A 25,852-nucleotide genomic window follows, 5' to 3' on the forward strand; every position below is an offset into this window, starting at 1 on the left:
GCCCTGCCGACTGGGCCGGCCGTGGCCGGCTCAGTCCTGGCAGGTGATCCGGATCGGGCGCTCGGACGGCGCCGGGACCGGCTGGCTGATCGCGCCGGTATATTCGTCGGCGGCGGCCACGCCGTAGGAATTGGCGGCCGCGTAGCCCTGCGCCTCGCACCACGCGTTGGCGACGACTTGGCCGCAGGCGCTGCCCGGCGTGGTCAGGCATTCGCCGACGCCGTAGCCATCGCTCGACGGGATCAGGAAGGTCTTCTCGACACGGGCGGGCGCCTTCGCAGGCGTCTCGCCGTCGGTGCCGGCCAGCGCGACATGCGTCAGGCCTGCGCAGGCAAGAACGGTGACGAGGGCGAGGGAACCGGCGGCCGAGCGTCGCATGAATTGTCCTTGGGCACAGGATCTGTGGCGTGAGGATCGTGCCCCGGACGGTCCGACGGCGCGGTTAAGGAAGCCTTACGCGCAGGGCGCGCAGGCCATCTCGAATTCCTCACGCTTTTGGGTTAGCCCCATCGCGCGGGCCGCGCCGTCGCCGCGATGCAACAGGGTGCCGTGGCGGGCCTTCCGGATCCGCCACGTTTCGGCCGTTCTTCGCCGCGCGGGGCCCGCAGGTCGTTGACGGCAGGGCCGGTTTTCCGGCGCCGGCGCGGCGCCGGGATCAGGCCGCGGCGCCGGAATAGGGATGGGTTTCATGGCGCCGATGTTGCGGCTCTACAACACGCTGACCGGCGCCAAGGAAGCCTTTGCGCCGATCGATCCGCAGCATGTCCGCCTCTACGCCTGCGGCCCGACCGTCTACGACGCCGCCCATATCGGCAATGCCCGGCCGATCATCGTCTTCGACCTGCTGTTCCGGCTGCTGCGCCACCTCTACGGGCCGGGGCACGTCACCTACGCGCGCAACGTCACCGACGTGGACGACAAGATCAACGCCCGGGCGGCCGAGCGCGGCATCACCATCCGCGAACTCACCGACGGGACGCTGGCGCAGTTCCACCGGGACGTGCGCGACCTCGGCGTGCTCATGCCGGAGGACGTCAACGTGCCGGGCGAGCGGCCCCGCTTCGTCGAGCCCCGCGCCACCGATCACATCGCCGAGATGGTGACGATGATCGAGGCGCTGGTCCGGGCCGGCCACGCCTACGTGGCGGAGGACCACGTGCTGTTCGACGTCCCGTCGATGCCGGATTACGGCGGCCTGTCGAAACGGCCCCTCGACGAGATGGAGGCGGGCGCCCGGGTCGAGGTCGCCCCCTACAAGCGCTCGCCCCTCGATTTCGTCCTGTGGAAGCCCGCGAAGCCCGGCGAGCCGTCCTGGCCGTCGCCCGCGGGGATCGCGGCGGCGGGGCGGCCGGGCTGGCACATCGAGTGCTCGGCGATGTCGGCCAAGCATCTCGGCCGGACCTTCGACATCCACGCGGGCGGCATCGACCTGATCTTCCCCCACCACGAGAACGAGGTGGCGCAGTCGCGCTGCTGCTTCGGAACGCCGGTCATGGCCAACGTCTGGCTGCACAACGGCTTCCTCCAGGTGGAGGGGGAAAAGATGTCGAAGTCGCTCGGCAACTTCATCACCATCCGCGACGTGCTGAACGACTGGCCGGGCGAGGTCGTGCGCCTCACCATGCTCAAGACCCAGTACCGGCAGCCGATCGACTGGACCTTGCGCGGCCTGGAGGAATCGAGCCGCGTGCTCGACCGCTGGTACAATGCCGCCGGCGATGCGCCCGCCGCGTCCGACGTCCCCGCCGGGGTGGTCGAGGCCCTCTGCGACGACCTTAACACGCCGGCGGCGATCAACGAGCTGCACCGGCTCGCGAGCAGCGCGGAGACGCAGCCCGGCGCGTTGCGCGCCGGTGCGAACCTCCTCGGTTTCCTCGCCAGCACCCGCAGCGACCGCGAGCAGGCGCAGGTTGCGGCGTCCGGCGTGGACGTCGCGGCGGTCGAGGCGCTGATCGCCGAGCGCCGCGCCGCGCGGGCCGCGAAAGACTGGGCCGCCTCCGACCGGGCGCGCGATGCCCTCGCCGCGATGGGCGTCGCCGTGAAGGACAACAAGGACGGCACCACCGCCTGGACGGTGGCGCGCTGATTGCTGAGCCGGCCGCCGACGTCACGGATGTCACGGCGGCCGCGTCCTCGCGCCCGCTTGCGCGATGCGGCGTGCGCGGCATCTGTGGTCCGGGGGCTCGCGCCGGGGAAGAGCAGCACGTGACCATCTTCGCGACCATCGGGGCGCGCTGCGCCGCCGCCGCATCGGCCCTGGCATTCGGATTGGGGCTGTCGGGGCCGGCTTTCGCCATCGACGGCGGGGCGGCCGCGGGGCGGGATGCCCTGGCGCAGGCCACCGTCGCGATCGGCACGATCACCCAGCCCGAGGAGGCGCTGCGCCTGACCCGCTGTAGCGGTGTGCTCATCGCTCCGGATCTCGTGCTGACGGCGGCGCATTGCGTGAACGGCGATCCGCTCGGCGCGCTGGTCGTCTTCTTCCGCGGCAGCGAGCCGGCACGGCCGGTCTACGGGGCGCGGGTCGCCGCCCGCTACAGTCCCGATCCGGGGGAGATGCTGCCGAACGAGGCGTCGGGCGTCAGCCTCTCCGACCTCTCCCTCGATCTCGCGGTGCTCCGCCTGACCGAGCCGGTGCGCGACCGGCGGCCCGTGCCGCTGGCGGCGGATCCCGGGCGGGTCCCGAAGAGCCTGCGGATCGCCGGCGCCGGCCTGTCCGGCCGCACCGTCGGACGCCTGCGCACCGCCACGCTGACGCCGATCGCGGCCAGCAATACCGGGCTTACCATCGCCCGGGCCAACGGCGCCCGGGTCTGCTTCGGTGATTCCGGCGGCCCTGTCGTCGCGCAGGATCGTCGCGGCACCTACATCTGGGGCGTGGCCAGTGCGGTAATCAGCCGGGCCGCGCCCTGCGGCGGCTACGTGGTGATCGCGCCGGCCGCACAGGTCTTCTCCGCGACCGGGATGCGGTGAGCGTAGCGTCCATCGCGAGCCGGAAGCTCCGGCCTGCGCCACGCCCGCCACGGTCGCGCGCGGCCCGATGTCCCTGCGCGGCGTCGGCGATGCCGTCGCGGAGGAGCCCCTTCGAAACGCGAAAACCCCGCGCGGCCTAGCCGCACGGGGTTTTTCGGAAGACATGCGCCGGGCGGATCAGACCGCCATGCGCTCCTCGCCGTCCATCGGCTCGCGCAGCACGTAGCCGCGGCCCCAGACGGTCTCGATGTAGTTCTTGCCCTGGCTGGCATTGGCGAGCTTCTTGCGCAGCTTGCAGATGAACACGTCGATGATCTTGAGCTCGGGCTCGTCCATGCCGCCGTAGAGATGGTTGAGGAACATCTCCTTGGTGAGCGTCGTGCCCTTCCGCAGCGAGAGGAGTTCCAGCATCTGGTACTCCTTGCCGGTCAGATGCACCCGGGCGCCGCCGACCTCGACGGTCTTCTGATCGAGGTTCACGATCAGGTCGCCGGTGGTGATGACCGACTGGGCGTGGCCCTTCGAGCGGCGCACGATGGCGTGGATGCGCGCCACGAGCTCGTCCTTGTGGAACGGCTTGGTGAGGTAGTCGTCGGCGCCGAAGCCCAGACCCTTCACCTTGTCCTCGATGCCGGCCATGCCGGAGAGGATCAGGATCGGCGTCTTCACCTTCGCCACGCGCAGCGAGCGCAGCACCTCGTAACCCGACATGTCGGGCAGGTTCAGATCGAGGAGGATGATGTCGTAGTCGTAGAGCTTACCGAGATCGACACCTTCTTCCCCGAGGTCGGTGGTGTAGGTGTTGAAATTCTCGGACTTGAGCATCAGCTCGATGCTCTGCGCGGTCGCGCTGTCGTCCTCGATCAAAAGTACCCGCATCGTCGGTCCCCAGCCCCGCCGGCCGCATCAGCGCGCAGACACGTCCCTATCGTTCGCCCGCCACCGGCCTGTGGACGGGCGCTCCGTCGCTCTTGACGTGGAACGCTATGGATTAATCGTTAACAAAACCTGATTCCTGCCCGCAAGCGTCTCGTTCGAAGTTCCGCGAGCTTGACAGGAGAAACAGCGTTTCCCCGGTCTCGCCCCGACCCCGATTCCGATCCGCCCGCGTCCAGGCCGCTCGCCCCCTTCGGCGTAAGTACTTCCTCCGCAACGATCCGATCCCCGCTGTTGTCCATGGGACACACCGGTACGACTTCGTCGGGCGCGGCCGAAGCCGCCACCCGGATCGAGCCGCTACGAGCCCGTGACCCGCAGTGTTAAGGAGGCCGGTAAACGAAGCGTTGAGAGCCAGGCCGATGACACAGGATCCGGCAAGATCCGTAGCTTCCCTCGCGTCGGCGCAGGCCGCCCTGGAGCGGATCGAGGTGCTGGAGACGTTCGGCCGGGTCGTGGCGATCCGCGGCCTGCTGGTCGAGGTCGCCGGGCCGGTGGCGGCGATGCGGCTCGGGGGACGGGTCGATGTCGAGGGCGCCAACGGCCACGGGCTGGTGCCCTGCGAGGTCATCGGCTTCCAGGGCGACCGGGCGCTCGCCATGCCGTTCGGCTCGCTCGAGGGCGTGCGGCGCGGCTGCCCCGCCTACGTCCGCGACGAATCGGCCGGCGCGATCCGGCCGTCCGACGCATGGCTCGGCCGGGTGATCGACGCCCTCGGGCGGCCGGTCGACGGGCTCGGCCCCCTGGCGCACGGGCCCGACGTCTATCCCCTGCGCGCGGACCCGCCGCCCGCCCACGCCCGCACGCGGGTGGGCGGGCCGCTGGATCTCGGCGTCCGGTGCATCAACACCTTCCTGACGATGTGCGCCGGCCAGCGGATGGGCATCTTCGCCGGGTCCGGCGTCGGCAAGTCGGTGCTGCTGTCGATGCTGGCCCGCTACACCGCCGCCGACGTGGCGGTGATCGGCCTCGTGGGCGAGCGCGGCCGCGAGGTCCAGGAATTTCTTCAGGACGACCTCGGAGCCGCCGGCCTCGCCCGCTCGATCGTGGTGGTGGCGACATCCGACGAGCCGGCGCTGATGCGCCGGAACGCGGCTTACATGACCCTATCGGTGGCCGAGTATTTCCGCGACCGTGGCGCCAAGGTCCTGTGCATGATCGACTCGATCACACGATTCGCCATGGCCCAGCGCGACATCGGCCTTGCCGCCGGCGAGCCGCCGACCGCCAAGGGCTATACGCCGACCGTCTTCTCGGAGCTGCCGCGCCTGCTCGAGCGGGCCGGCCCCGGCGTGGGGCAGGGGACGATCTCGGCCCTGTTCACCGTCCTGGTCGAGGGCGACGACCACAACGAGCCCGTGGCCGACGCGGTGCGCGGCATCCTCGACGGTCACATCGTCATGGAGCGCGCCATCGCGGAGCGCGGGCGCTATCCGGCGATCAACGTGTTGCGCTCGGTCTCGCGGACCATGCCGCGCTCGTGCGATCCGGCCTATCTGCCGGTGGTCCGGCGGGCGCGGCGGGTGCTGTCCACCTATGCCGATATGGAGGAGTTGATCCGCCTCGGCGCCTACCGGGCCGGCTCCTCCCAGGAGGTCGACGAGGCCGTGGCGCTCATGCCGTATCTTGAGGCTTTTCTGGGGCAGGGTAAGGAAGAAGCAACGTCCATCGGCGATGGTTACGCACGGCTCACCGAGATCATCGGCGGGGCCTAGGCACCATGCCTCGGGGCGGCGACGCTTCGGCGAACCACATGGTGCAGGTGGGGGATCCGGGCGAGGCTGCCGTGGGCAGGCTCGCACATGGGCACGGTCCGGGCGTGATCCCGGGCGCGGCCTCAAGCGTTGCGTGGAGTGAGCGTCCTAATGAAATCGCGTGACACGCTGATCCGCCTGCGCCGCTTCCAGGTCGATGAGAAGCGCCGGCGCGTGACCCAGATCGAGATGATGATGGCCGACTTCCAGCGCATGGCGGTGGAGCTCGATCGCGAGGTCGCCGTCGAGGAGGCCCGGGCCGGAATCACCGATGTCGGTCACTTCGCCTACCCGACCTATGCCCGCGCGGCGGCGACGCGCCGGGACAACATGATTCAGTCCGCCCAGGCACTCGAGGGTCAGCTCGCCGAGGCGAAGGCCGAGCTGGGCGAGGCTTTCGAGGAACTGAAGAAGGTCGAGATCCTGAACGACCGCGAGCGGACCGCCGAGCGCGCGGCCGAATCGGCTCGGGACCAAGCCGCCATGGACGGGATCGGCCTGAACCGCGCCCGGGGCTGAGCCCGGCCGACGGACCGATCGGCAGGCTCCCGCGGCACGAAACCGTCACGATCACCTGACAAGGGGGATCGCGGCGGTGACATGCCGCTTGCAGCGCGTCGCGTGCCGGCGCATCAGGGGCTCTCCCCAGGGCGTCGGTGTTCATGAAGAAGATCAGCGAGTTTATCTGGCCCATGATTGGCCTCGCGGCCGTCGTGGTATCGGGCTACTTCCTCTATCAGGAATTGAAGACCACCTCGCTCTCGGCGATCTGGGCCGCGGTGCTCGCGATCCCGCCGCACCGGATCCTGCTGGCGGCCTTCTCGACCCTGGTCGCCTATGCGGCGCTCGCCTGGTACGACCGGATCGCGCTCCTGCATCTGGGCGTGCGCCACATCTCGTGGCTGTTCGTCTCGCTCTGCTCCTTCACGACCTACGCCCTCTCGCACAATATCGGCGCCTCGGTCTTCTCCGGCGCCCTGGTCCGCTATCGCGCCTATACGGCCAAGGGCCTGTCGGCGGCGCAGGTCGCCGTGCTGGTGGCACTCTGCTCCTTCACGTTCTTCCTCGGGACGGTGCTGCTCGGCGGCTTCACGCTGGTTTACGATCCGCATCTGCTGGCCCGCCTGCAGGACAAGCTCCCGGCGATCCTGACCAATCCGAGTACGGCCGTCGCCGTCGGCATCGGGATGCTGGCTTTCGTCGCCCTCTACGTCGCCGGTTCGCTTCTGCGGCTGCCGCCGATCAGCCTGCGGAAATTCAAGCTCGAATACCCGCGCCCGGGGATCATGCTGCGCCAGCTCGCGGCGGCACCGCTGGAGCTTCTGGGGGCGGCCGGGATCATCTATTTTGCCCTGCCGGACGCGGTCAATCCGGGCTTCATCCCCGTCCTGGCGATCTTCCTGGCCTCCTTCTCGGTGGCGCTCGCCTCGCACGCGCCCGGTGGCCTCGGCGTCTTCGAGATCGTCTTCCTCACCGCCATGAACATCGCGGAGACCGACGAGGCGCGTAAGAACGCCGTCGTCGCCGCGCTGCTGGTGTTCCGCGTCTTCTATTTCTGGCTTCCGGCGCTGATCTCGGTGATCGTGGTGATCGCATTCGAACGCTCGCGTCTGGCCGCGGCGATCGGCACCCCAGCGAACGGACCGAAGGCGACCGTCGTGCCGGAACCGCCGGTCACCGCCCCTGGCCTCGACGCCCATGAGATGGAGCGGGAGCTCAAGCAGAAGGCGATCTGACTCCTCCTGTGGGATAACTTCTGCGGACGTCCGCCGTCGCGGCTCGCGTCCGTTGTGGGAAGTCAGCGCACGAAGCACTGTCGTGCGGGCCTCACCCTTCTGAGGCCGGTCTCCGCGCGGGGTGCAACGGGCTCCCGCGTTCGGCCTGAGGCGATGATCCGCCGGGCGTTCCGGAGCCCGACGCCGACATCCAGGGGCCGCGATCCGTCCGGTCGCGAGGGAGCGTCTGCGCTCAGATCGAATTCACCGTCCGCAGACGCGCCCGCGGATGGATCTCGGCCTGGCTCATCACCGGTGTCTCCCGGCGGAAGCGCTCGATGATCGAGCGGACGAACGGCCGCGTCTGCGCCGAGGTCACGAGGACCGGCATCTCGCCCTGGCGCGCCGCCATCTCGAAGCGGTCGCGCACCGCATTGACGAACTCGCTGAGCTTCGAGGGCTGCATAGCGAGGTAGCGCTCGTCGCGCTCGCCCACGATCGATTCCATGAACGCCTGCTCCCAGGCCGGCGATAGGGTGATGATCGGCAGCATCCCGTTCTGGTCCTGGTACTGCGCGCAGATCTGCCGGCCGAGTCTGGCGCGGACGTGCTCGACCACGTCCCGGGGGTTCTTCACCCCGCCCGCCACTTCGGCGATCGCCTCCACGATCGCGCCGAGATCGCGGATCGAGACCCGTTCGGCGAGCAGGAACTGCAGCACGCGCTGGATGCCGGTGGTCGAGATCTGCGAGGGGACGATCTCCTTCAGCAGGTCGGCGTGCTCCTTGGACAGCTCGCGCAGCAGCTTCGAGACCTCGACGTGGTTGAGGAGCTCGGAGACGTGGGCCTTGATGACCTCGGTGAGATGGGTCGACACCACGGTTGCGGCATCCACCACGGTGTAGCCCTTCAACTGGGCTTGGTCGCGCAGGGCCGCGTCGATCCAGGTGGCCGGCAGGCCGAAGGTCGGCTCCAGCATGTGCTGGCCCGGCAGCTGGACCTGGCCGCCCATCGGATCCATCGCCATGAACTGACCGGGGAAGATCCGGCCGGTGCCGGCCTCGATCTCCTTCACCCGCACCACGTAGGCGTTGGCGTCGAGCTGGACGTTGTCGAGGATGCGCACCGACGGCATCACGAAGCCCAGTTCCGCCGCGAGCTGGCGGCGCAGGGCCTTGATCTGGTCGGTGAGCCGGTCCTGACCTTCGCCGTTGACGAGCGCCAGGAGCGCGTAGCCCATCTCCAGCTTGAGGTCGTCGAGCTTCAGGAGGTCGGTGACCGTCTCCTCCTTGGGGGCGGCCGCGGCCGCCACCGCGGCCGCATCCATCGGTACGCCCTGGGCGTCGAGGGGCGGGGCCAGCTTGGCGGTCTTGTTGATGCGCCACGCGGCGTAGCCGGCGCCGCCGCCGAGCAGCACGAAGGGCAGCATCGGCATGCCGGGCAGGAGTGCGATCAGCAGCATCACGGCCGCCGACATGCCCAGCGCCTTGGGGTAATGGGCGAGCTGCTTGCCGAGGGCCTTGTCGGCCGCGCCCCGCACACCGGCCTTGGAGACCAGCAGGCCCGCCGCCGTCGAGACGATCAGGGCTGGGACCTGGCTCGCGAGACCGTCGCCGATGGTCAGCAGCGTGTAGCTCTTGGCGGCGTCGCCGAAGCTCATGCCCTGCTGCGCCACCCCGATGATGATGCCGCCGACGACGTTGATGAAGGTGATCAGCAGGGCCGCCACGGCGTCGCCGCGGACGAATTTCGAGGCACCGTCCATGGCGCCGAAGAACGACGATTCCTCTTCCAGCGCCGCCCGCCGGGCCTTCGCGGCCTTCTCGTCGATGAGGCCGGCCGAGAGATCGGCGTCGATGGCCATCTGCTTTCCGGGCATCGCGTCGAGGGTGAAGCGGGCCGCGACCTCGGCGATGCGGCCCGAGCCCTTCGTGATCACCACGAAGTTCACGATGATCAGGATCGCGAACACGATGATCCCGATCACGAAGTTGCCGCCCATTACGAAATGGCCGAACGCCTCGATGACGTGACCCGCGGCGGCGGTGCCCTCGTGTCCGTGCCCGAGGATCAGGCGGGTCGAGGCGAGATTCAGGGCGAGCCGCAGCATCGTGGCGATGAGCAGCAACGTCGGGAAAACGGTAAATTCCAGCGGGTTGTCGATGGACAGGCCGGTCATCATGATCAGCACCGACATGATGATCGAGACCGCCAGGAGCAGGTCGAGCAGGACCGCCGGCAGCGGGAAGATGAGGACCGCCAGGATCCCCAGCACGCCTGTGGCGAACAGCAGGTCCGACCGCTTGGACAGCGCGTGGAGGTCGCCGCGCGTCGGCAATGTGAGCTGGCCGAGGACCGTCGTGACGCCCGCCTGTGCCGGCGCGCTCGCCGCTTCTGCCATCGATTCCATCCGTCACCGTTCCCCCCGGACGGGCCGGGGGGACTCGGCAAGATCTGCCGGGTGGATGGTTAGCGCGGCGTTAAGATGTGGCGGGCGGTGCCGGGAACCGGGGCTGCCGCAAGCGCTTGATGAGGACCCGTCCGAGCCCTTTGCGGGCTTTCCGCGATGTCGCCACGTCTCCGGGCTCCGACCCGGGTATGTCCGGGAGGATCCGATGGCCGTCCGCATCTTGACCGCCCTGTTCGACCGATACGAGGCCGCTGCAGACGCGGTGGACCGGCTGGAAGCTGCCGGCATCCCCCATGCCGAGATCAGCATTGTCGCGAACCGCCCCGACTCACCCGCTGAACCGCACGCGCCCGGTTCCGCCGTGCCCCACCCGTCGGACGCGGCGGAGTCGGCGGGCACCGGGGCGACGGTCGGGACGGTGTTGGGCGGTGGCGCGGGGCTGCTCGCCGGCCTCGGGCTGCTGGCCATCCCCGGGCTCGGACCGGTGGTCGCGGCGGGCTGGCTCGTGGCCGCCGTCACGGGCGCCGGGGTCGGCGCCGCGGCCGGAGGCCTGATCGGCGGCCTGACGGCGGCGGGTCTCAGCGCCGACGAAGCCGAGACCTATGCGGAAGGCGTGCGACGGGGCGGCACTCTGGTCACCGTTCGGGCCGACGAGTCGCGGGGCGAACGCGTCCTCGCCATTCTGGATCAAGCCGGTTCGATCGACATCGACGAGCGCGCCGAGGATTGGCGGGCACAGGGCTGGACCGGCGGTACGATCGGCCCGGCCGCCCGGTCCACCCGCTGAGGCGAGGATACGTATCCGCCCCGGGCAACTCCGCGGGGCGGGCGTGGGTCAGGTCATCATCTTACGAGCGAACATCGAGGCTCCGAACAGGATTCCGGCGCCCGCCATGATCAGGCCGATCATCAGGAGCCGCCGCGGTTCGGTCGACGATTCCGCTTTCACGGGCTCGACGATCGGGCTGAAGAACTCGATCTGCCGGGCCGAGATGATGCGGGCGCGCTCGTAGGCGGTCAGCACTTGCTGGTAATATTTCTCGGCGTTCTTCCGGTCGTTCTCCAGGATCTCGAACCGCGTCAACGCGTCGGACAGCAGCCGCTTCTGATCGGGATCCTGGCTGGCGGATTGCCGCTCGATCCGGGCGATGTTGTCGTCGATATCCTTGATCTGCTGCTTGAGATCCATGATCCGGCGCGAATCGGGACCGAGGTCGCGCTGGCCGATCGCGAGCTGGACCGCGAGGTTGATGCGGGATGCCCGCAGCTCCGCGATCATCTTGATATTGATGTCATTCGTCTTCTGAGCGTCCAGCACACCTTCGCGGTTGCGCAGGTCGCGCATGGCGAGGCGGATCTTGGTCATGCGCTCTTCGGCAAGACGGAGTTCGCGCGCGCTCTCCGCCACGGCGTCCTCGCGCGACTTGACGCTGAGGTCGTTCACCTTGCGCTCGGCCTCCTTCATGACGGCCTTGGCAATGGCAAGCGATTCGTCCGGATCGAAGGCCTCGACCGTGACGGACATGATCCCGGAGCCGCCTTCGACCTCGACGCCGACGCGCCGCTTCCAATAGCGGACGAACTTCTCGATCGGCTTTTCGGGATCGAACCGTGAAAAGTAATCGATCGAATCGCTGCTGAACCACTGGCGCAGCGGCAGCTGCCCCTCAAGGATCTCCAGCATCGGCCGGCTGAGGATGAACTCGCGCGTGATCTGTGTATCCTGCGCCACCATCTGGTTCGACGTGCCGGAAGCGGTTCCCCCGGTTTCGGAGGATGTCTTGTCGGACGAGCCGAGAGCCGGTCGGATCGCGAAGCGTGCTTCGGTGACGTAGCGATTGGACGCGATCAAGCCGTAATAGACGGCACCGGCCAAGGCCGGCAGGATGAAACAGAGCACGAACAGGACCGGGATCCAGGGGTCGTTCTTGGTCTGGACCTGATAGGATCGGATCCCCTTCTTGCGATCGGCGAAGCGCGACATGCGCGCGATCTGCCGAAGCGACTCAGTGACCGCCTGTTGACGGTCGGCAGACGTAACCGGCTGTCCCTCTGCCTTCCGGATCTCCATATTCATGGTCTGATTCCCGGCCCTCCCGGCCTAGAAGGTCGACCCGTCACCGGGATCATGACCGCGCCGCAATCCGCACGCCGATCGTCTGTCGCACGGGGAGACGGCAAAAGCATGTCGTTATGGATGCCTCGGCTTCGCCGCCGCGCGCGTCGCGGCGCGGCCTGGTCCGATGGAATCCGTGCGTGCCATCGATGACCACATCGCTGTTGGGCCGGAGGCAGTCTGCCGGATCCAGCCGCCCGGTCGTCCTCGCGGAATGCGTGGCCATGGTGGTGCCCGCGTTCTGTCGGAGTCACACGAAGCCGCGCTCAAGCCGATCTCGCTACGGAAAACCTGCGCTAAGGCGCCGGATCTATGACGCGTCGGCGGAGATCCCGTCACTTATGATCAGCTTCCGATAAAAGCCGATACGGAAATCATTCGGCGTGACGATCCATCAATCGTTGCGGTCCGAGATTAAAGTCGTAACCGAGGCGACCAGAGTGGGACGCGGCGCACTCATTCAGGAAATACTGTCGATACCCGTAGACATATCTGCTCGTCGAGCCCGGAGCCCGAAATCCTGAGCGGCGATCATCGGCGTGTCGAAAGCGATCGCGTTCGGAAGGCTCAGGGCGAAATGCCGGGCTGCTCGGCCCGTGTCGAGACCGCCCGCCGGCATTCCGTCAGGGGCCGCGTCTCGCGGCATCGAGTTGAAGAAAAGTTCCACCTGTCACCGCAGGCGTTGACGGAATTCCCCATTTGGCATACCAAATACCAACGAAAGGGCTGGTCACGGTTCCTTAGCAAGACCGGACTGGAATTTTAACGCCGCTCTTTCGGGCGACGTTCAGGGAGGGTGGCCGCGGATGACGCAGCTTCGGACTTCTGCAATCCGCCTCATCCCTGGCCCGTTGGCCGGATGTCGCCGGTGACGGGCTTGGCGCAGGCGGAGCGTAACGGTTCCGATCTCGCCGACTTCGTCAGGGCTATCGGAGACGCCGTGGTGGTGTCCGATCCGGACGGCGCCATCACTGTCTGGAACGCCGCCGCCGAGCGCATCTTCGGCTTCAGCGCCGCCGAGGCGCTGGGGCGGAGTCTCGATCTGATCACCCCCGAGCGGCACCGGCGCCGCCACTGGGACGGCTATGCCAAGACCATGCGCACCGGCGTCACCCGCTACGGGGCGGAGACCCTGAGGGTGCCGGCGCTCCACAAGGACGGCCGCCAGCTCTCCATCGCCTTCACGGTGGGGATGGTGCGGGACGCCTCCGACCGGGTGACCGGGATCGTCGCCGTGATCCGCGACGAGACCGAGCGCTGGGCCGAAGAGAAGCGCCTGCGCCAACGCGTGGCCGAACTCGAAGCTTCCTCGGATCCGGCCCGCCGGGCGCCATGAGCCCGCCGGACGATCCGAAGGTCCCGATCACCAAACCGCACAGGGAGAACGCCCCATGAGCAAGCCGCTGGAAGGCATCAAGATCATCGACTTCACGCACGTCCAGGCCGGCCCGGCCTGCACGCAGCTGCTCGCCTGGTTCGGCGCCGACGTGATCAAGGTCGAGCGTCCCGGCGCCGGCGACGTGACCCGGACCCAGCTGCGCCACGTCGAGGACGCAGACGCGCTCTACTTCACGATGCTGAACTCCAACAAGCGCTCGCTCACCCTCGACACCAAGACCCAGGCCGGCAAGGAAGTCCTCGAGAAGCTCATTCAAGACTCCGACGTCATGGTCGAGAATTTCGGCCCCGGTGCCCTCGACCGGATGGGCTTCTCCTGGGCCCGCATCCAGGAGCTGAACCCGGGCATGATCCTCGCCTCGGTGAAGGGCTTCTCGGACGGCCACCACTATGAGGACCTGAAGGTCTACGAGAACGTCGCCCAGTGCGCGGGCGGTGCCGCCTCGACCACGGGCTTCTGGGACGGGCCGCCCACCGTCAGCGCAGCCGCACTGGGTGACTCCAACACCGGCATGCACCTCGCCATCGGCATCCTCACGGCGCTTCACCAGAAGAACAAGACCGGCAAGGGCCAGAAGGTCGCCGTGTCGATGCAGGACTCGGTGATCAACCTCTGCCGCGTGAAGCTGCGCGACCAGCAGCGCCTCGACGCCCTCGGCTACCTCGAGGAGTACCCGCAGTACCCCCACGGCGAGTTCTCCGACGTGGTGCCGCGGGGCGGCAACGCCGGCGGCGGCGGCCAGCCGGGCTGGGTGCTGAAGTGCAAGGGCTGGGAGACCGACCCGAACGCCTACATCTACTTCACGATCCAAGGTCATGCCTGGGCGCCGATCTGCAAGGCGCTCGGCAAGGAGGAGTGGATCACCGATCCGGGCTACAACACCGCCCGGGCGCGCCAGGACAAGATCTTCGACATCTTCAAGACGATCGAGGAGTGGCTCGCCGACAAGACCAAGTTCGAGGCGGTGGACATCCTGCGCACCTACGACATCCCCTGCGCGCCGGTGCTGTCGATGAAGGAGATCGCCGAGGACAAGTCCCTGCGCGAGAGCGGCACCGTCGTCGAGGTGGCGCACCCGAAGCTCGGCAAGTACCTGACCGTCGGGAGCCCGATCAAGTTCTCCGACATGAAGGTCGAGGTGAAGGCGTCGCCGCTGCTCGGCGAGCACACCGATGAGGTGCTCGCAGACCTCGGTTACTCGCCGGAGCAGATCCGGGCGATGCACGAGGCTCGCGCGGTCTGATAGACAGCGCCCGACCTCAGCGTTCCTGAGACAGGACGGCGCTCCCCCAGCGCCGTCCTTTTCATGTGCGAGCCCCGGATCCGATGCGCGCATTCCTGAGCCGTTTCCTGCCGGAGCTGACCCCGATCAGCAAGCGTGAGCGCCTGCGCTCCGCTGCCGGTGCCCTGGCGGGCATCCTGGCGACCGGCCTCGTCTGCCGCGCCGCCCTGGGCTCCGAGGCGCTGCCTGTCCTGATCGCCCCGATGGGCGCCTCGGCGGTGCTGCTCTTCGCCGTGCCCGCGAGCCCTCTGGCGCAGCCCTGGTCGATCCTCGGCGGCAACATCGTGGCGGCATTCGTGGGCGTCACGGCGGGGGCGTGGATCGCCGATCCGTTCGTGGCGGCATCCTGCGCCATCGGGGTTGCGATCGCCCTGATGATGGCCCTGCGCTGCCTGCACCCGCCGAGCGGAGCCGTGGCGCTGACGGCCGTTCTCGGCGGCCCGGCGATCCGCGAGCTGGGCTACGGCTTCGTGCTCTGGCCGGTCGCGGCCAATTCGCTGCTGCTGCTGACGACCGCCCTGCTGTTCAACAACCTGACGGGGCGCACCTACCCGCATCTGCGCCCGGCGGGTCCCAGAACGGCCGATCCGCCCTCCGGCGCCCGGGTGGGCTTCCGGGCCTCGGACCTCGACGCCGCGCTGGAGGATTTCGACCAGCTCCTCGACGTCGACCGCAGCGACCTGGAGCAGATCCTGCGGCGCGTGCAGATGCGGGTCTACGGCCGCCTCTCGAGTCCGATCACCTGCGCGGCGATCATGTCGCGCGACGTGATCGCGGTGGCGCCGGACGCGCCGCTGGCCGAGGCGTTGCGGCTGCTGCGCAGGCACCGGATCAAGGCGCTTCCGGTGACCGACGAGGGGGCACGCGTCCTCGGCATCGTCACGCAGACGGATCTCCTCGACAAGGCCGCCTGGGACCGGTCCGGGCCGCGCCTCGGCCTCGGCCGCCGCCTGCGGCTCACGGCCGAGCGGGGCCGCGCACCCCATGGCTGCGCCGCCGACATCATGAGCGCGGTCGAGCCCGTCGGCCCCGACACACCCATCGCCGTGCTGGTGCCGCGGATGTCGGAGGCGGGGCTGCACCACCTGCCGGTGGTCGACGCCGACGGCCGTCTGGTCGGGATCGTCTCGCAGACGGACCTCATCCCGGCGCTGTTGTCCGAAGCCGACGCGCCCGAGGCGCCGATCCGCGCCCGCGCCTCGGCCCGTACCGCTCTGGCCTGACGCTCACACGCCGTCGGGCGGATCGCTCAAGAAGAAGTCCACTGCCTGGGCCACCACGGCCGGCTGATGGGCGTGCGGCCCGTCATACTCGACATAGGTGACCGGATAACCGGCCTCGCGCAGCGTCGGCACGTGGATCCGGGCGCTCCGGTCGATCGGGATCTGCTCATCCTGCGTCCCGTGCGACAGGAAGATGCGCGGTGCGCCGACCTGCAGATGGACCGACAGGAACCCGGCCGACGAGACGATCAGGTGACTCGCCACATCGCCGTTCGCGAGCCCCAGCGAGAGGGTGTAGCTTCCACCGTCGGAATGGCCGGCGAAGCAGAGCCGCCCCGGATCGAGGAGGAACCGGTCCGCCACGTGCGCCAGTGCCGCCGCGACCCTCTCGCGGTCAGGCCCATGGCCGGCGATGACGATGTCCCAGGTCGGGAAGAGGGATTGCGGCACGAGGAGCAGGAAGCGCGCTGCGCGGGCATGCGCCTCCAGCATCGGCAGGATGCGCTCGGCACTGCCGCCGCCGCCGTGGAACAGAACCACGAGCGGGCAGGGCCGGCGCGGATCGAGGCCCTCGGGAACCACCAGCACCGCGTCGCGCTCGGCGAAGAGGCCGAGGGCGTGCCTGCCCGGCGGAAGGGGTTCGCGGCCGGGCAGTCGGTGGCGAAAGTGCAGGCGGCCGGCGAGGTCGGGATCGATCATCGCAGGAACTCGTCGGATCGGTGTTGGATTCGCGTTGTGTGGCTTGCCAGCGGCGCCAGACTCCCTCTCCCGTGCGGGAGTGGGCTGGGGTGAGGGGCGAGAACTCCCAGGACGAGCACGTCATTGAGGCGCGTCCCGGTCGCGCCCTTTCCGGACGGACCTGTTCGCTCACCCTGTCCCTCTCCCGCACGGGAGAGGGGGCCCGCGGCTCGGCCTCGAAGCGTGCCGCGCAGTCATGAACGGCCGGACCGCTGAGCGATCCGGCCGGCGTGCAGACATCCCAGTTGCGGGCTTCAGGGGCCCGCCGCCCTCACTTCTTCTTCTTGATGCCGCTCTGCGGGTTGAGGCTGCCGATGTTGCCGCTCTCGCTTCCGGCCGCCGGGTCGATGACGGCGTTGACCAGAGCCGGGCGGCCCGAGTTCATCGCCTCGTTGACCGCGCGGGTCAGCTCGTCCGGCGTGGTGACGTGGTAGCCGACGCCACCGAAGGCTTCCATCATCTTGTCGTAGCGGGAATCCGGCACGAACACCGTCGTGGCGGGATCGCGGCCGGTCGGATCCGTGTCGGTGCCGCGGTAGATGCCGTTGTTGTTGAACACGACGATGCAGACCGGGAGCCCGTACCGGCAGATGGTCTCGACCTCCATGCCGGAGAAGCCGAAGGCGCTGTCGCCTTCGACGCACAGGACCGGCTTGCCGGTTTCGACCGCCGCCGCGACCGCGAAGCCCATGCCGATGCCCATGATGCCCCAGGTGCCGACATCCAGGCGCTTGCGCGGCTGGTACATGTCGATGATGCCCCGGGCGAGGTCGAGGGTGTTGGCGCCCTCGTTGACCAGGATCGCGTCCGGCCGCTCCTTGACGATGGTGCGGAGCGCACCGAGCGCCGCGTGGAAGTTCATCGGCGAGGCGTTGCTCATGAGCTTCGGCGCCATCTTGGCGACGTTGGCCTCGCGCTTGGTCTTGAGCGTCTCGATCCAGTCGGAGGGAGGCTGCTGCCAGCCCTGGCCCATGCCGTCGAGCAGCGCCTGCACGCAGGACGCGATGTCGCCGACCACCGGCGCGACGATCTCGACGTTCGAATCCATCTCGCGGGGTTCGATGTCGATCTGGATGAACTTGGTCGAACCGGGCTCGCCCCAGCTCTTGCCCTTGCCGTGCGACAGCAGCCAGTTCAGCCGGGCGCCGATCAGCAGCACCACGTCCGAGTCCTTCAGCGCCGTCGAGCGCGCCGCGCCGGCCGAGAGCGGGTGGGTGTCGGGCAGGAGGCCCTTGGCCATGCTCATCGGCACGTAGGGGATGCCGCTGGTCTCCACGAGGCTGCGGATCGCCGCGTCGGCCTGGGCGTAGGCGGCGCCCTTGCCGAGCACGATCAGCGGCCGCTTGGCGGATTTCAGGACGTCGAGCGCCCGGGCGATTGCCTCGGGGGCGGGGTGCTGGGCCGGGGCCGGATCGATCACCTTGACCAGCGACTTCTCGCCGGCCTCGGCGTCCATCACCTGGGAGAACAGCTTGGCGGGCAGGTCCAGGTAGACGCCGCCCGGCCGGCCCGAGCAGGCGGCGCGGATGGCGCGGGCGACGCCGATGCCGATATCGGCCGCATGCAGAACCCGGAAGGCCGCCTTGCACAGGGGCTTGGCGATGGCGAGCTGGTCCATCTCCTCGTAGTCGCCCTGCTGCAGGTCGACGATCTCGCGCTCGGAGGAACCCGAGATCAGGATCATCGGAAAGCAATTGGTGGTGGCGTTGGCGAGGGCGGTCAGGCCGTTCAGGAAGCCCGGGGCCGAGACCGTGAGGCAGATGCCCGGCTTCTGGGTAAGGAAGCCCGCGATCGCCGCGGCGTTGCCGGCGTGCTGCTCGTGGCGGAACGAGATCACCCGCATCCCCTCGGCCTGGGCCATGCGGCCGAGATCGGTGATCGGGATGCCCGGGACACCGTAGATCGTCTCGATGCCGTTGAGCTTGAGCGCGTCGATGACGAGGTGGAAGCCGTCGGTCAGCTCGGGCTCTGCCTCGACCTCGGGGGCAGTGTGGACGATCTTGGCGAGTGCGGTCATCACGGTTTCTCCCGGAGGATCGGTATCGGTACGGGCGGCTCTGGGCGCCGGCTGGCGGGGGATCCCCCACGCTCCCGGAGGAGGGGAGGGCGGGAGATCCGTGAAGGCTGGGCGTCGCTCGGGCGACGTCGTGGAGCGGGGGCTGCTCAGGCCGCCCGGATCGGGTGGGCGCCGAGCGCCGCGGGATGCTCCTCTGCGGCGAGGTAGCGAGCTCGCATCGGGCGCAGGACGAACATCGCCATCGCCGCCGCCGTCACGTTGAGCACGATGATCAGCGTGAACACCGCCGACCAGCCGTAGGCCGCCGACAGGAGGCTGGCGAAGGGCACGAGGAACGCCGCGGTGCCCTTGGCGGTGTAGAGCAGGCCGGCATTGCTGGCGGCGTACTTGGAGCCGAACGTGTCGCCGCAGGTCGCCGGGAACAGCGAGTAGATCTCGCCGAACACCCCGAAATACACCGCGGTGGCCAGCACGAAGACCATCGGGATGTGACCGTAGGTCAGCAGCACGATCACCGCCAGCGCCGCCGTCGAGAAGGCGATGAACATCGTGTTCTCGCGGCCGATGTTGTCGGAGACGTAGCCGAAGAACGGCCGCCCGAACCCGTCGAAGATCCGGTCGAGCGAGATCGCAAGCGTCAGCGCCGCCATCTGGAGGCCGAACAGGCTCACCGGCACGCCCGCCACCTGGAAGTCGTGGGCGATCGGGGCGATCTGCGCCGCCGCCATCAGGCCGCCGGAGGCGACCATCACGAACATGGCGTACATCACCCAGAAGACCGGGGTGCGCACCGCCTCGCGGGGGCTGCGGTCGACCTTGGTCTGCGGCAGGCGGGTGCTCTTGCGCTGGACCGGCGAGTTGGTCGACGGCTTGCGCAGCAGGAAGGCGAGCGCGAGGACCACGGCGCCCTGACCGATGCCGAAATACAGGAAGGCGTCCTGGTAACCGCTCGACGCGATCATGCGGGCGATCGGCACCACCGTGATGGCGGCACCCGCGCCGAAGCCGGCCGCGGTGGCACCGGCGGCGAGGCCGCGGCGATGCGGGAACCACTTGAGCGCGTTGCCCACGCAGGTGCCGTAGACCGAGCCCGCACCGATGCCGGCGATGACGGCGCCGAGATAGAGCATCGCCAGGCTGTCGGCGTAGGCGTTGATCGTCCAGGCGAGGGCGATCATCACGCCGCCGAACGCGACCACGATCTTCGGGCCGTAGCGGTCGACGAACCACGCCTCGACCGGGACCAGCCAGGTCTCGGTGGCGACGAACAGCGTGAAGGCGAGCTGGATCGCCGCGCGTCCCCAGTGGTAGCGCTGGTCGATCGGGTCCACGAACAACGTCCAACCGTATTGGAGGTTGGCGATCATGGCCATGCAGATCACGCCGAAGGCGAGCTGCCACCATTTCGCCGACGGCGAATCCTGGCGTTCCATCCCTGAGCCTCTCTCTTGGGCGGCGCGGCCTTGCTGTGGCGGCGTCTCTCGTGCACCGACGATCATGCACATCCGTTCTAGGTATGCAATATACCAGCCTGATACGGACGGGATGAACTGTCAGGGCGGCGATATTATTCCGTTTGCCCCGACGGAGAAATCGGGCCCCAGGCACCGAGCGTCGGCGCGTCGGTCGGGTGCAGCGTTTCATCGAGCGTGGGAATCGCGGTCGGATCGGCCGGGAATCCGATGACCGCGCAGGCCGCCTCCCAGTCCGGACCCGCCTTCACCGCCGCCAGGGTGGCCGGATCCAGCGCGGTGATCCGTCCGCGATCGAGGCGCAGGATGGCACGGCCGGTCTCGGCCTGAACGAAGCGGACGATCGCCATCCGGCGCAGGCATTCGCGCAGGAAGGTGGTGTTGGCGGATGCCGAAAGGTCGGCGCCCTTGAACACCGCCTCGGGACTGCGGGCGAAGATGTCGACCTTCCGAAACCGGTCGATGTCGATCAGCCCTTTCACGTCGAGGATGTTGAGGATCCCGTCGGCCCAGAACGCGATGGTGCGCGGCCGCTCGCCCAGCGGCACGCTGTTGTCGAGGAACTCGCAGACCACCTGCTTGTCGCGCGAGAGCGCCCAGTTGAAGAACAGGCGCGGCATGCCGGTATAGGCCTCGACGTTGTGCGCCAGCAGGTCCTCCACCGCCTTGTAGCGGCCGAACATCTCACCCCGCTTCCATGCCCGCTCGACGGTGTCGGCCGGGGGCGTGACCATGAACTGCATGTAGACCCGGTCGCCGAACCGGGTGAGCAATTGCCCGCCGCCGTCAGAGCCGGCCTCGGCCTGGAAGCTGTCGAACCGAAACCGGTCGATGAGCAGGTTCGAGATCCGCCGCTCGGCCGCCTTGCGGGTGACGTAGCGGTCGAGCTTCATGTCGATGATCTCGACCTCGTAGCCCGTCAGCGTCCCGGCATAGCGGGAGGCCTCGCCCAGGCTGTCGTAGTCGAGGAGGTACTTGCGCCAGACGTCGGGTGTGATCACCGCGAAGTCCGACCACGCCATGCCGAGACGTCTGGCGAGGCCGAGCTGGTAGGGACGGATCGTGCTCTTGCCGGAGGCCGAGGCCCCTTTCACGTTCATCACCACCGGGAAGTCCTGCGGCGCCAGCCGGCGATAGCCATGCGCCTCCACCACTGCGGCGATCCAGGGCTCGATCAGCTCGCCGATGCGGCGGCTGCCGTAGCCGTTCGAGACCAGCGTACCGGCGATGGTCCGCATCAGGGATCCGTCGCGGATCAAGGTGTTCTGCCGCGCGATAAGGCCGGACACCACGCTGCGCAGGGCCTCGCAGGCGGCGATCTCCAGGCCGTCGCCGGATTCGGCGGCGCGCCGCTGCCAAGTCTCGAGATGACGCAGGGACCGGGTCGCGAGATCCTCGCGCGGGGCCACGACCGCCGGGGGGCGGCGTCCGAGGAGCCTATCGAGCCAGCGCGGCTCGGGCGGCTGCGGGGCCGGCGTCTCGTCGAGGATGGCGGCGACTTCACGATCGAGTAGCGCGTCGGCCTCGGCGCGGATTTGGGCGAGGGCTGCTTCGATCTCACTGAGGCGGGGCTCGATGCCCTCGCGCAGGATCGTGGACACGATGGCCCGGAAGTTCACGCCGAGATCGGCATAGACCGCACCGACCGGCACGGACAGGTCCGACATCACGCGGATCAGCACCTCATGGACGACGAGGCGGCGGGCCCGGAACCGGCTGAGCTGGCGGGCCGGCAGCCCGCAGAGGTCGCTCAGATCCAGGGCGTCGCGCAGCGGCGTCTCGACGTGCTCGGACCGGTAGACCGTCACCAGCGGCAGGAAGGCGGACGGCAGATCGGATCGGACGCCAGGGTTCCACGGGCCGATGATGGCCGCATCGGGAACCTGCCCCGCCGCGACGGTCACGGGCGCAACCGCCGTGGCGTGACGCGGCCTGTCCGATCGATCCCTCTTATCCTGAGGTGCTGGGCAGCAGCCTCGCAGGCGCGGTCCAGGGATCGCGCGGCCGTCCGGAGGCCTCCTGCGAGGCCTCCGTTGCGCTGCGCCATTTCACGATGCGGGGATGGGTTGCACGTGCGGGTGCCGCGCCGAGGGTGCGAGCCAAGCCTGCTCGACCCCCGTGCCATGAGTTCGAACTGGCGAGACGCCTTAAAAGATCTTCTGGAACCAGCCATGGGCGTCATTGGTGTTGCCCCGCTGGATGTCCACCAGAAGGCTCCGCAGCCGCTGGGCCACGGGCCCGGCCTTGCCGTTCCCGATTGTGAAGCTCTCCTCGCGGCCCTTCACGGTGCCGATCGGCGTGATCACCGCGGCGGTCCCGCAGGCGAAGGCCTCGGTCAGGCGGCCCTTCCGCACGTCGGTGCGCCACGCGTCGATCGTGTAGGGCTCCTCCTTCACGGTCAGGCCGGCTTCTCGCGCCAGGGTTATGACCGAGTCGCGGGTGATGCCGTGCAGGATGCTGTCCGAGAGCGGCGGCGTCACCAGCGTGCCGTCCTCGAAGACGAAGAACACGTTCATGCCGCCGAGTTCCTCGATGTAGCGGCGCTCAACCGCGTCGAGGAAGACGACCTGCTCGCAGCCCTGGGCCGCGGCCTCGGATTGCGGGGCGAGGCTCGCCGCGTAGTTGCCCCCGCACTTGGCCGCGCCGGTGCCGCCCGGGGCGGCCCGCGTGTAATGCTCCGAAACCCAGACCGTGACGGTGCTGTTCGGGTCCTTGAAGTACGAGCCCACCGCCGACGCGATGGTGATGAACAGGTATTCGGAGGCCGGCCGGACGCCCAGGAACGCCTCGGTGGCGATCATGAATGGCCGGAGATAGAGGCTACCGTCGGGCGTGTCGGGGATCCAGGCGCGGTCGATCTCGACGAGCTTGCGCACCGCGTCGACGAAGGCATCCTCGGGAAACGGTGGGATCGCCAGGCGCTCGGCCGAGTGCCGGAAACGACGCGCATTGGCGTCCGGCCGGAACAGGGCGGCGCCGCCATCGGCAGTGCGGTAGGCCTTGAGGCCCTCGAAGATCTCCTGCGCGTAGTGCAGCACCGCGGAGGCGGGATCGAGGGGAATCGCCTCGCGGGCCTGGATCCGCGCATCGTGCCAGCCGCGACCGGCCGTGTAGCGCGCCACCACCATGTGGTCGGTGAACACCTTGCCGAAGCCAGGATTCGCCATCAGCGCGGCCCGCTCCTCGGCGGTCCGCGGGGCGGGATGACTTTGGATCTCGAACGTCAGGTCGCTCACGGTCTGGTCCTTATCGACTGAGGCCCTTATGGCGCGCTCCGGCGCGCGAATCTACGGAGCCGGCGCATGACGGTGTCACCGCACATGCGCGTTATTCGGCGGTCGCGGGCTCCGACAGCTGGAGCCGGTGCAAGCGTGCATAGGCGCCGCTGGCCGCAAGCAGGGCGTCGTGCCGTCCGGTCTCGATCACGCGGCCCGATTCCATCACGGCGATCTGATCGGCGTCGCGCACCGTCGAGAGGCGATGGGCGATCACCAGGGTGGTGCGGCCGCGCATCAGCCGGGTCAGCGCCTCCTGGACCAGACGCTCCGATTCGGAATCGAGGGCCGAGGTCGCCTCGTCGAGGAGCAGGATCGGCGCGTCCTTCAGGAAGGCGCGCGCCAGCGCCACCCGCTGCCGCTCGCCGCCGGACAGTCGGCCGCCGCCGGGCCCGACACGGAAGTCGTAGCCCTCCGGGAGGGCCGCGACGAAGTCGTGGGCCGCGGCGGCGCGGGCGGCCGCCTCGATCTCCGCAGGCGACGCCCCGGGCCGGCCGAAGCCGATATTCCGCGCGATCGTGTCGTCGAACAGGACCACCTCCTGCGACACCACCGCCACCGCCGCGCGCAGGGACGCGAGGGTCACCGCGCGGACGTCCTGCCCGTCGATGGTCACGCGGCCTTCGGTCACGTCGTAGAGCCGCGGGACGAGGTTGAGCAGCGTGGATTTCCCGGAGCCTGAGCGTCCGACCAGGGCCGTGACCGAGCCCGCCGGGACCGTCAGATCGATCCCCTCCAGGGCCGGCGCATCCGGCCGGTAGCGGAACCGCACGCCGTCGAAGCGGATCGTCCCGGCGGACACGGTGAGCGGCCGCGCGTCGGGCGCCTCGCGTATCTCGGGCGCCTCGTCCATGACGTCGAAGTAGCGCCTGAGGGCGGCGGCCGCCTCCTGCAGGATGGCGTTGAGGTTCCCCAGCGCCCGGGCCGGCTGCGCGGCGAGCAGCAGCGCCGCCACGTAGCCGGTGAAGTCGCCCACCGTCTTCTCCCCCGCCAGCACCCGTTGCCCGACCAGTACGAGCACCCCCGCCACCGCGATGCCGCCCCCGATCTCCAGCAGCGGGTCGAGACGCCCGCGGGCATTGGCAGCTTTCATCTTGAGGCGGCGCACCTCGTCGAGGGCCTGCGCGGCGCGGCCCTTGAGGTAGGCCTCCATGGCGTAGGTCTTGGCGACCCGTGCCCCCTGGAGGCTTTCGGAAATGAGGCTGGCGGTGGCGCCCATCTGCTCCTGCGTCGAGGTCGAGACCCGCCTGAGCTTCTTCCCGATCCGCCCGATCGGTCCGGCCACGAACGGCACCGTGACGCCGGCCACCAGAGTCAGCACCGGATCCATCCAGATCAGCGCCGCCACGAGGCCGATCAGCATGGCGATGTCGCGCAGGAGCACCGTCGAGATGCGGGTCAGCGCTTCCTTGATGAAGGCGAAATCGGTGGTGAAGCGCTGGGTCAGCGCCGCCGGGCTCTCGCGGCCGAGCTGGGCGAGATCGGACTCGATCAGGTGCCCGTAGAGCGCCGCCTGCATGTCGGCCTCGACCCGGGTGACCACCCTGTTCGTCAGAACGGTCTGGCCATAGAGCGCGAAGCCGCGCGTGGCGGTGACGACGATCACCACCAGCGGCCCATAGGCGATGGCCGCCGCATCCTTCCGGTCGAAGGCGTCGAAGGCGGCCTTGATCAGCGCCGGGTAGAGGCCGGTCGAGGCGCCCACCAGCGCGATCAGCACCAGCACCACGGCAAGGGTGGCCCGGTGCGGGTACAGCCAGGTGCGCCAGAGGCGCGCGAGGAGGGGAGCCGTGTCGCCGCGGAGGCGCGCCATGAAACCTACCAGGTCGGATCAGCGCCGGCCTCGGGCAGGATGCGCGGCGGCAGCGGTGTGCCGCCGCCATCGCCGCGGATCAAGGCCTTTGGCTCAACGGTCGTCGCCGTCCGGACCGCGGCCGCCCTCCCGGCCGCGATGCCAGCCGCCGTGATCATGCCCGCCCATAGGCCGGGCGAGGATCGTTGCGCGCCGCTTCTGGTCCTGATCGAGGCTGGCGTAGAGCGGCTGGGACGCGTCGGCCAGCTTGCGCAGGGCCTCTCCGCGTGCCGTCGCGGCATCTGCCATCGCCCGAAGGGCCGCTGGGGCATCGTCGCTGAACTTGGGGCGGTCGCGCATCGCCTCGCGGCGCTGCTGGCGCATCTTGGCCATGTCGCGGATTGCAGCTTCCACGGGCGGCCACAGCTTCTCTTGGTCGGGGTTGAGCTTCAGGCCGGCATGCAGGGCGGCGATGCGGGCATCCGTGAAGGCCGCCCGATCCTCGGGCGTGAGCGCACTCCAGCGCCCGTGACCGCGGAAGCCGTCGGGTCCATGGTCGTGCGCAAAGGCCGCGCTGGCGACACCCAGGCCGAGGGCCCCTGTTACCAGGATGCTCGCTCTCAAACGGCGGGACATGGAATCCTCCATCTTGACGCTCCGGACAGCGTCGGAACCCACGGGGCGCGACGCGTCCGACGCCGCGCATTGGGGACCGGGCATGTATCCCGCTTGTGTATGTAACAATGTTAC

Annotated in this window: 20 protein-coding genes; 9 read left to right on the forward strand and 11 right to left on the reverse strand. The window is 69.1% G+C overall.

Annotation, left to right across the window (positions count from 1 at the left end; translation table 11 throughout):
- Positions 1-30: 30 nt before the first annotated feature.
- Positions 31-378, reverse strand: coding sequence for a hypothetical protein (locus tag P9K36_RS30150; RefSeq protein WP_043760477.1), 348 nt, complete (start codon positions 376-378; stop codon positions 31-33).
- 310 nt (positions 379-688) lie between these two features.
- On the opposite strand from P9K36_RS30150, the gene cysS reads away from it, so the two are divergent.
- Both cysS and P9K36_RS30160 read left to right on the forward strand, forming a co-directional pair.
- Entirely contained in the window at positions 689-2,086 is a 1,398-nt protein-coding gene (cysS, locus tag P9K36_RS30155; protein ID WP_043381819.1) for a cysteine--tRNA ligase, read from the forward strand.
- 119 nt (positions 2,087-2,205) lie between these two features.
- A complete protein-coding gene (locus tag P9K36_RS30160) occupies positions 2,206-2,973 on the forward strand; it encodes a trypsin-like serine protease (RefSeq protein WP_051044778.1) in 768 nt (255 codons plus the stop codon).
- A 177-nt stretch (positions 2,974-3,150) separates the two neighbouring features.
- Here the strand turns inward: P9K36_RS30160 and P9K36_RS30165 are convergent, their stop codons facing one another.
- Complete coding sequence (locus tag P9K36_RS30165) at positions 3,151-3,852, reverse strand: response regulator transcription factor CtrA (protein ID WP_010683835.1); 702 nt, start codon at positions 3,850-3,852, stop codon at positions 3,151-3,153.
- Between the two features lie 419 nt (positions 3,853-4,271).
- Between P9K36_RS30165 and fliI the strand changes: the two genes are divergently transcribed.
- The 3 genes from fliI (at position 4,272) to P9K36_RS30180 (ending at position 7,399) form a co-directional block, all read left to right on the forward strand.
- Positions 4,272-5,624, forward strand: coding sequence for a flagellar protein export ATPase FliI (gene fliI, locus P9K36_RS30170; RefSeq protein ID WP_043381683.1), 1,353 nt, complete (start codon positions 4,272-4,274; stop codon positions 5,622-5,624).
- Between the two features lie 150 nt (positions 5,625-5,774).
- Positions 5,775-6,182 (forward strand): flagellar export protein FliJ, encoded by a 408-nt coding sequence (fliJ, locus tag P9K36_RS30175; protein ID WP_012322462.1) that lies wholly within the window; start codon positions 5,775-5,777, stop codon positions 6,180-6,182.
- 143 nt (positions 6,183-6,325) lie between these two features.
- The gene (locus P9K36_RS30180; RefSeq protein ID WP_043350518.1) at positions 6,326-7,399 is read left to right on the forward strand and encodes a lysylphosphatidylglycerol synthase domain-containing protein; all 1,074 of its coding nucleotides are present in this window, start codon (positions 6,326-6,328) and stop codon (positions 7,397-7,399) included.
- A 232-nt stretch (positions 7,400-7,631) separates the two neighbouring features.
- Here P9K36_RS30180 and flhA read toward each other — a convergent pair whose 3' ends face one another.
- Positions 7,632-9,779 (reverse strand): flagellar biosynthesis protein FlhA, encoded by a 2,148-nt coding sequence (gene flhA / locus P9K36_RS30185; protein ID WP_043350527.1) that lies wholly within the window; start codon positions 9,777-9,779, stop codon positions 7,632-7,634.
- Between the two features lie 214 nt (positions 9,780-9,993).
- Here flhA and P9K36_RS30190 point away from each other — a divergent pair, with 214 nt between their 5' ends.
- Positions 9,994-10,575 (forward strand): hypothetical protein, encoded by a 582-nt coding sequence (locus P9K36_RS30190; protein ID WP_043381681.1) that lies wholly within the window; start codon positions 9,994-9,996, stop codon positions 10,573-10,575.
- A gap of 48 nt (positions 10,576-10,623) precedes the next feature.
- On the opposite strand, the gene P9K36_RS30195 is transcribed toward P9K36_RS30190, so the two are convergent.
- The gene (locus tag P9K36_RS30195; protein ID WP_043353709.1) at positions 10,624-11,865 is read right to left on the reverse strand and encodes a capsule biosynthesis protein; all 1,242 of its coding nucleotides are present in this window, start codon (positions 11,863-11,865) and stop codon (positions 10,624-10,626) included.
- Positions 11,866-12,781: 916 nt separating this feature from the next.
- Between P9K36_RS30195 and P9K36_RS30200 the strand changes: the two genes are divergently transcribed.
- The 3 genes from P9K36_RS30200 (at position 12,782) to P9K36_RS30210 (ending at position 15,808) form a co-directional block, all read left to right on the forward strand.
- A complete protein-coding gene (locus P9K36_RS30200) occupies positions 12,782-13,240 on the forward strand; it encodes a PAS domain-containing protein (protein ID WP_043761749.1) in 459 nt (152 codons plus the stop codon).
- A gap of 55 nt (positions 13,241-13,295) precedes the next feature.
- On the forward strand, positions 13,296-14,546 hold the full coding sequence (gene frc / locus P9K36_RS30205) for a formyl-CoA transferase (RefSeq protein ID WP_043353710.1): 1,251 nt from the start codon (positions 13,296-13,298) through the stop codon (positions 14,544-14,546).
- Positions 14,547-14,629: 83 nt separating this feature from the next.
- Positions 14,630-15,808: an HPP family protein gene (locus tag P9K36_RS30210; protein ID WP_278306329.1), complete on the forward strand. Its 1,179-nt coding sequence runs from the start codon at positions 14,630-14,632 to the stop codon at positions 15,806-15,808.
- 3 nt (positions 15,809-15,811) lie between these two features.
- On the opposite strand, the gene P9K36_RS30215 is transcribed toward P9K36_RS30210, so the two are convergent.
- From P9K36_RS30215 to P9K36_RS30245, 7 genes are all read right to left on the reverse strand, one after another.
- Complete coding sequence (locus P9K36_RS30215; RefSeq protein WP_274926179.1) at positions 15,812-16,507, reverse strand: esterase; 696 nt, start codon at positions 16,505-16,507, stop codon at positions 15,812-15,814.
- A 310-nt stretch (positions 16,508-16,817) separates the two neighbouring features.
- Positions 16,818-18,563 carry an oxalyl-CoA decarboxylase gene (gene oxc, locus P9K36_RS30220; protein WP_278306330.1) on the reverse strand — a complete coding sequence of 582 codons (1,746 nt, stop codon included), beginning with the start codon at positions 18,561-18,563 and terminating at the stop codon, positions 16,818-16,820.
- A 146-nt stretch (positions 18,564-18,709) separates the two neighbouring features.
- Positions 18,710-19,996, reverse strand: coding sequence for an oxalate/formate MFS antiporter (oxlT, locus tag P9K36_RS30225; protein WP_043353715.1), 1,287 nt, complete (start codon positions 19,994-19,996; stop codon positions 18,710-18,712).
- 134 nt (positions 19,997-20,130) lie between these two features.
- Positions 20,131-21,939, reverse strand: coding sequence for a hypothetical protein (locus P9K36_RS30230; RefSeq protein WP_274926177.1), 1,809 nt, complete (start codon positions 21,937-21,939; stop codon positions 20,131-20,133).
- 243 nt (positions 21,940-22,182) lie between these two features.
- The gene (locus tag P9K36_RS30235) at positions 22,183-23,271 is read right to left on the reverse strand and encodes a branched-chain amino acid aminotransferase (RefSeq protein WP_278306332.1); all 1,089 of its coding nucleotides are present in this window, start codon (positions 23,269-23,271) and stop codon (positions 22,183-22,185) included.
- A gap of 91 nt (positions 23,272-23,362) precedes the next feature.
- Positions 23,363-25,123, reverse strand: coding sequence for an ABC transporter ATP-binding protein (locus tag P9K36_RS30240; RefSeq protein ID WP_043760487.1), 1,761 nt, complete (start codon positions 25,121-25,123; stop codon positions 23,363-23,365).
- Between the two features lie 93 nt (positions 25,124-25,216).
- The gene (locus P9K36_RS30245) at positions 25,217-25,738 is read right to left on the reverse strand and encodes a Spy/CpxP family protein refolding chaperone (protein WP_043761753.1); all 522 of its coding nucleotides are present in this window, start codon (positions 25,736-25,738) and stop codon (positions 25,217-25,219) included.
- Positions 25,739-25,852 lie beyond the last annotated feature (114 nt).

The organism is Methylobacterium sp. 391_Methyba4 (genome assembly GCF_029691625.1).
GTDB lineage: Bacteria > Pseudomonadota > Alphaproteobacteria > Rhizobiales > Beijerinckiaceae > Methylobacterium > Methylobacterium fujisawaense.

Bases quoted from the DNA above. Each gene is read 5' to 3' on its own strand.
- P9K36_RS30150 (WP_043760477.1), bottom strand. From the start codon at position 378: ATGCGACGCTCGGCCGCCGGTTCCCTCGCCCTCGTCACCGTTCTTGCC.
- cysS (WP_043381819.1), top strand. From the start codon at position 689: ATGGCGCCGATGTTGCGGCTCTACAACACGCTGACCGGCGCCAAGGAA.
- P9K36_RS30165 (WP_010683835.1), bottom strand. From the start codon at position 3,852: ATGCGGGTACTTTTGATCGAGGACGACAGCGCGACCGCGCAGAGCATC.
- fliI (WP_043381683.1), top strand. From the start codon at position 4,272: ATGACACAGGATCCGGCAAGATCCGTAGCTTCCCTCGCGTCGGCGCAG.
- fliJ (WP_012322462.1), top strand. From the start codon at position 5,775: ATGAAATCGCGTGACACGCTGATCCGCCTGCGCCGCTTCCAGGTCGAT.
- P9K36_RS30180 (WP_043350518.1), top strand. From the start codon at position 6,326: ATGAAGAAGATCAGCGAGTTTATCTGGCCCATGATTGGCCTCGCGGCC.
- flhA (WP_043350527.1), bottom strand. From the start codon at position 9,779: ATGGCAGAAGCGGCGAGCGCGCCGGCACAGGCGGGCGTCACGACGGTC.
- P9K36_RS30190 (WP_043381681.1), top strand. From the start codon at position 9,994: ATGGCCGTCCGCATCTTGACCGCCCTGTTCGACCGATACGAGGCCGCT.
- P9K36_RS30195 (WP_043353709.1), bottom strand. From the start codon at position 11,865: ATGAATATGGAGATCCGGAAGGCAGAGGGACAGCCGGTTACGTCTGCC.
- frc (WP_043353710.1), top strand. From the start codon at position 13,296: ATGAGCAAGCCGCTGGAAGGCATCAAGATCATCGACTTCACGCACGTC.
- P9K36_RS30210 (WP_278306329.1), top strand. From the start codon at position 14,630: ATGCGCGCATTCCTGAGCCGTTTCCTGCCGGAGCTGACCCCGATCAGC.
- P9K36_RS30215 (WP_274926179.1), bottom strand. From the start codon at position 16,507: ATGATCGATCCCGACCTCGCCGGCCGCCTGCACTTTCGCCACCGACTG.
- oxc (WP_278306330.1), bottom strand. From the start codon at position 18,563: ATGACCGCACTCGCCAAGATCGTCCACACTGCCCCCGAGGTCGAGGCA.
- oxlT (WP_043353715.1), bottom strand. From the start codon at position 19,996: ATGGAACGCCAGGATTCGCCGTCGGCGAAATGGTGGCAGCTCGCCTTC.
- P9K36_RS30240 (WP_043760487.1), bottom strand. From the start codon at position 25,123: ATGGCGCGCCTCCGCGGCGACACGGCTCCCCTCCTCGCGCGCCTCTGG.
- P9K36_RS30245 (WP_043761753.1), bottom strand. From the start codon at position 25,738: ATGTCCCGCCGTTTGAGAGCGAGCATCCTGGTAACAGGGGCCCTCGGC.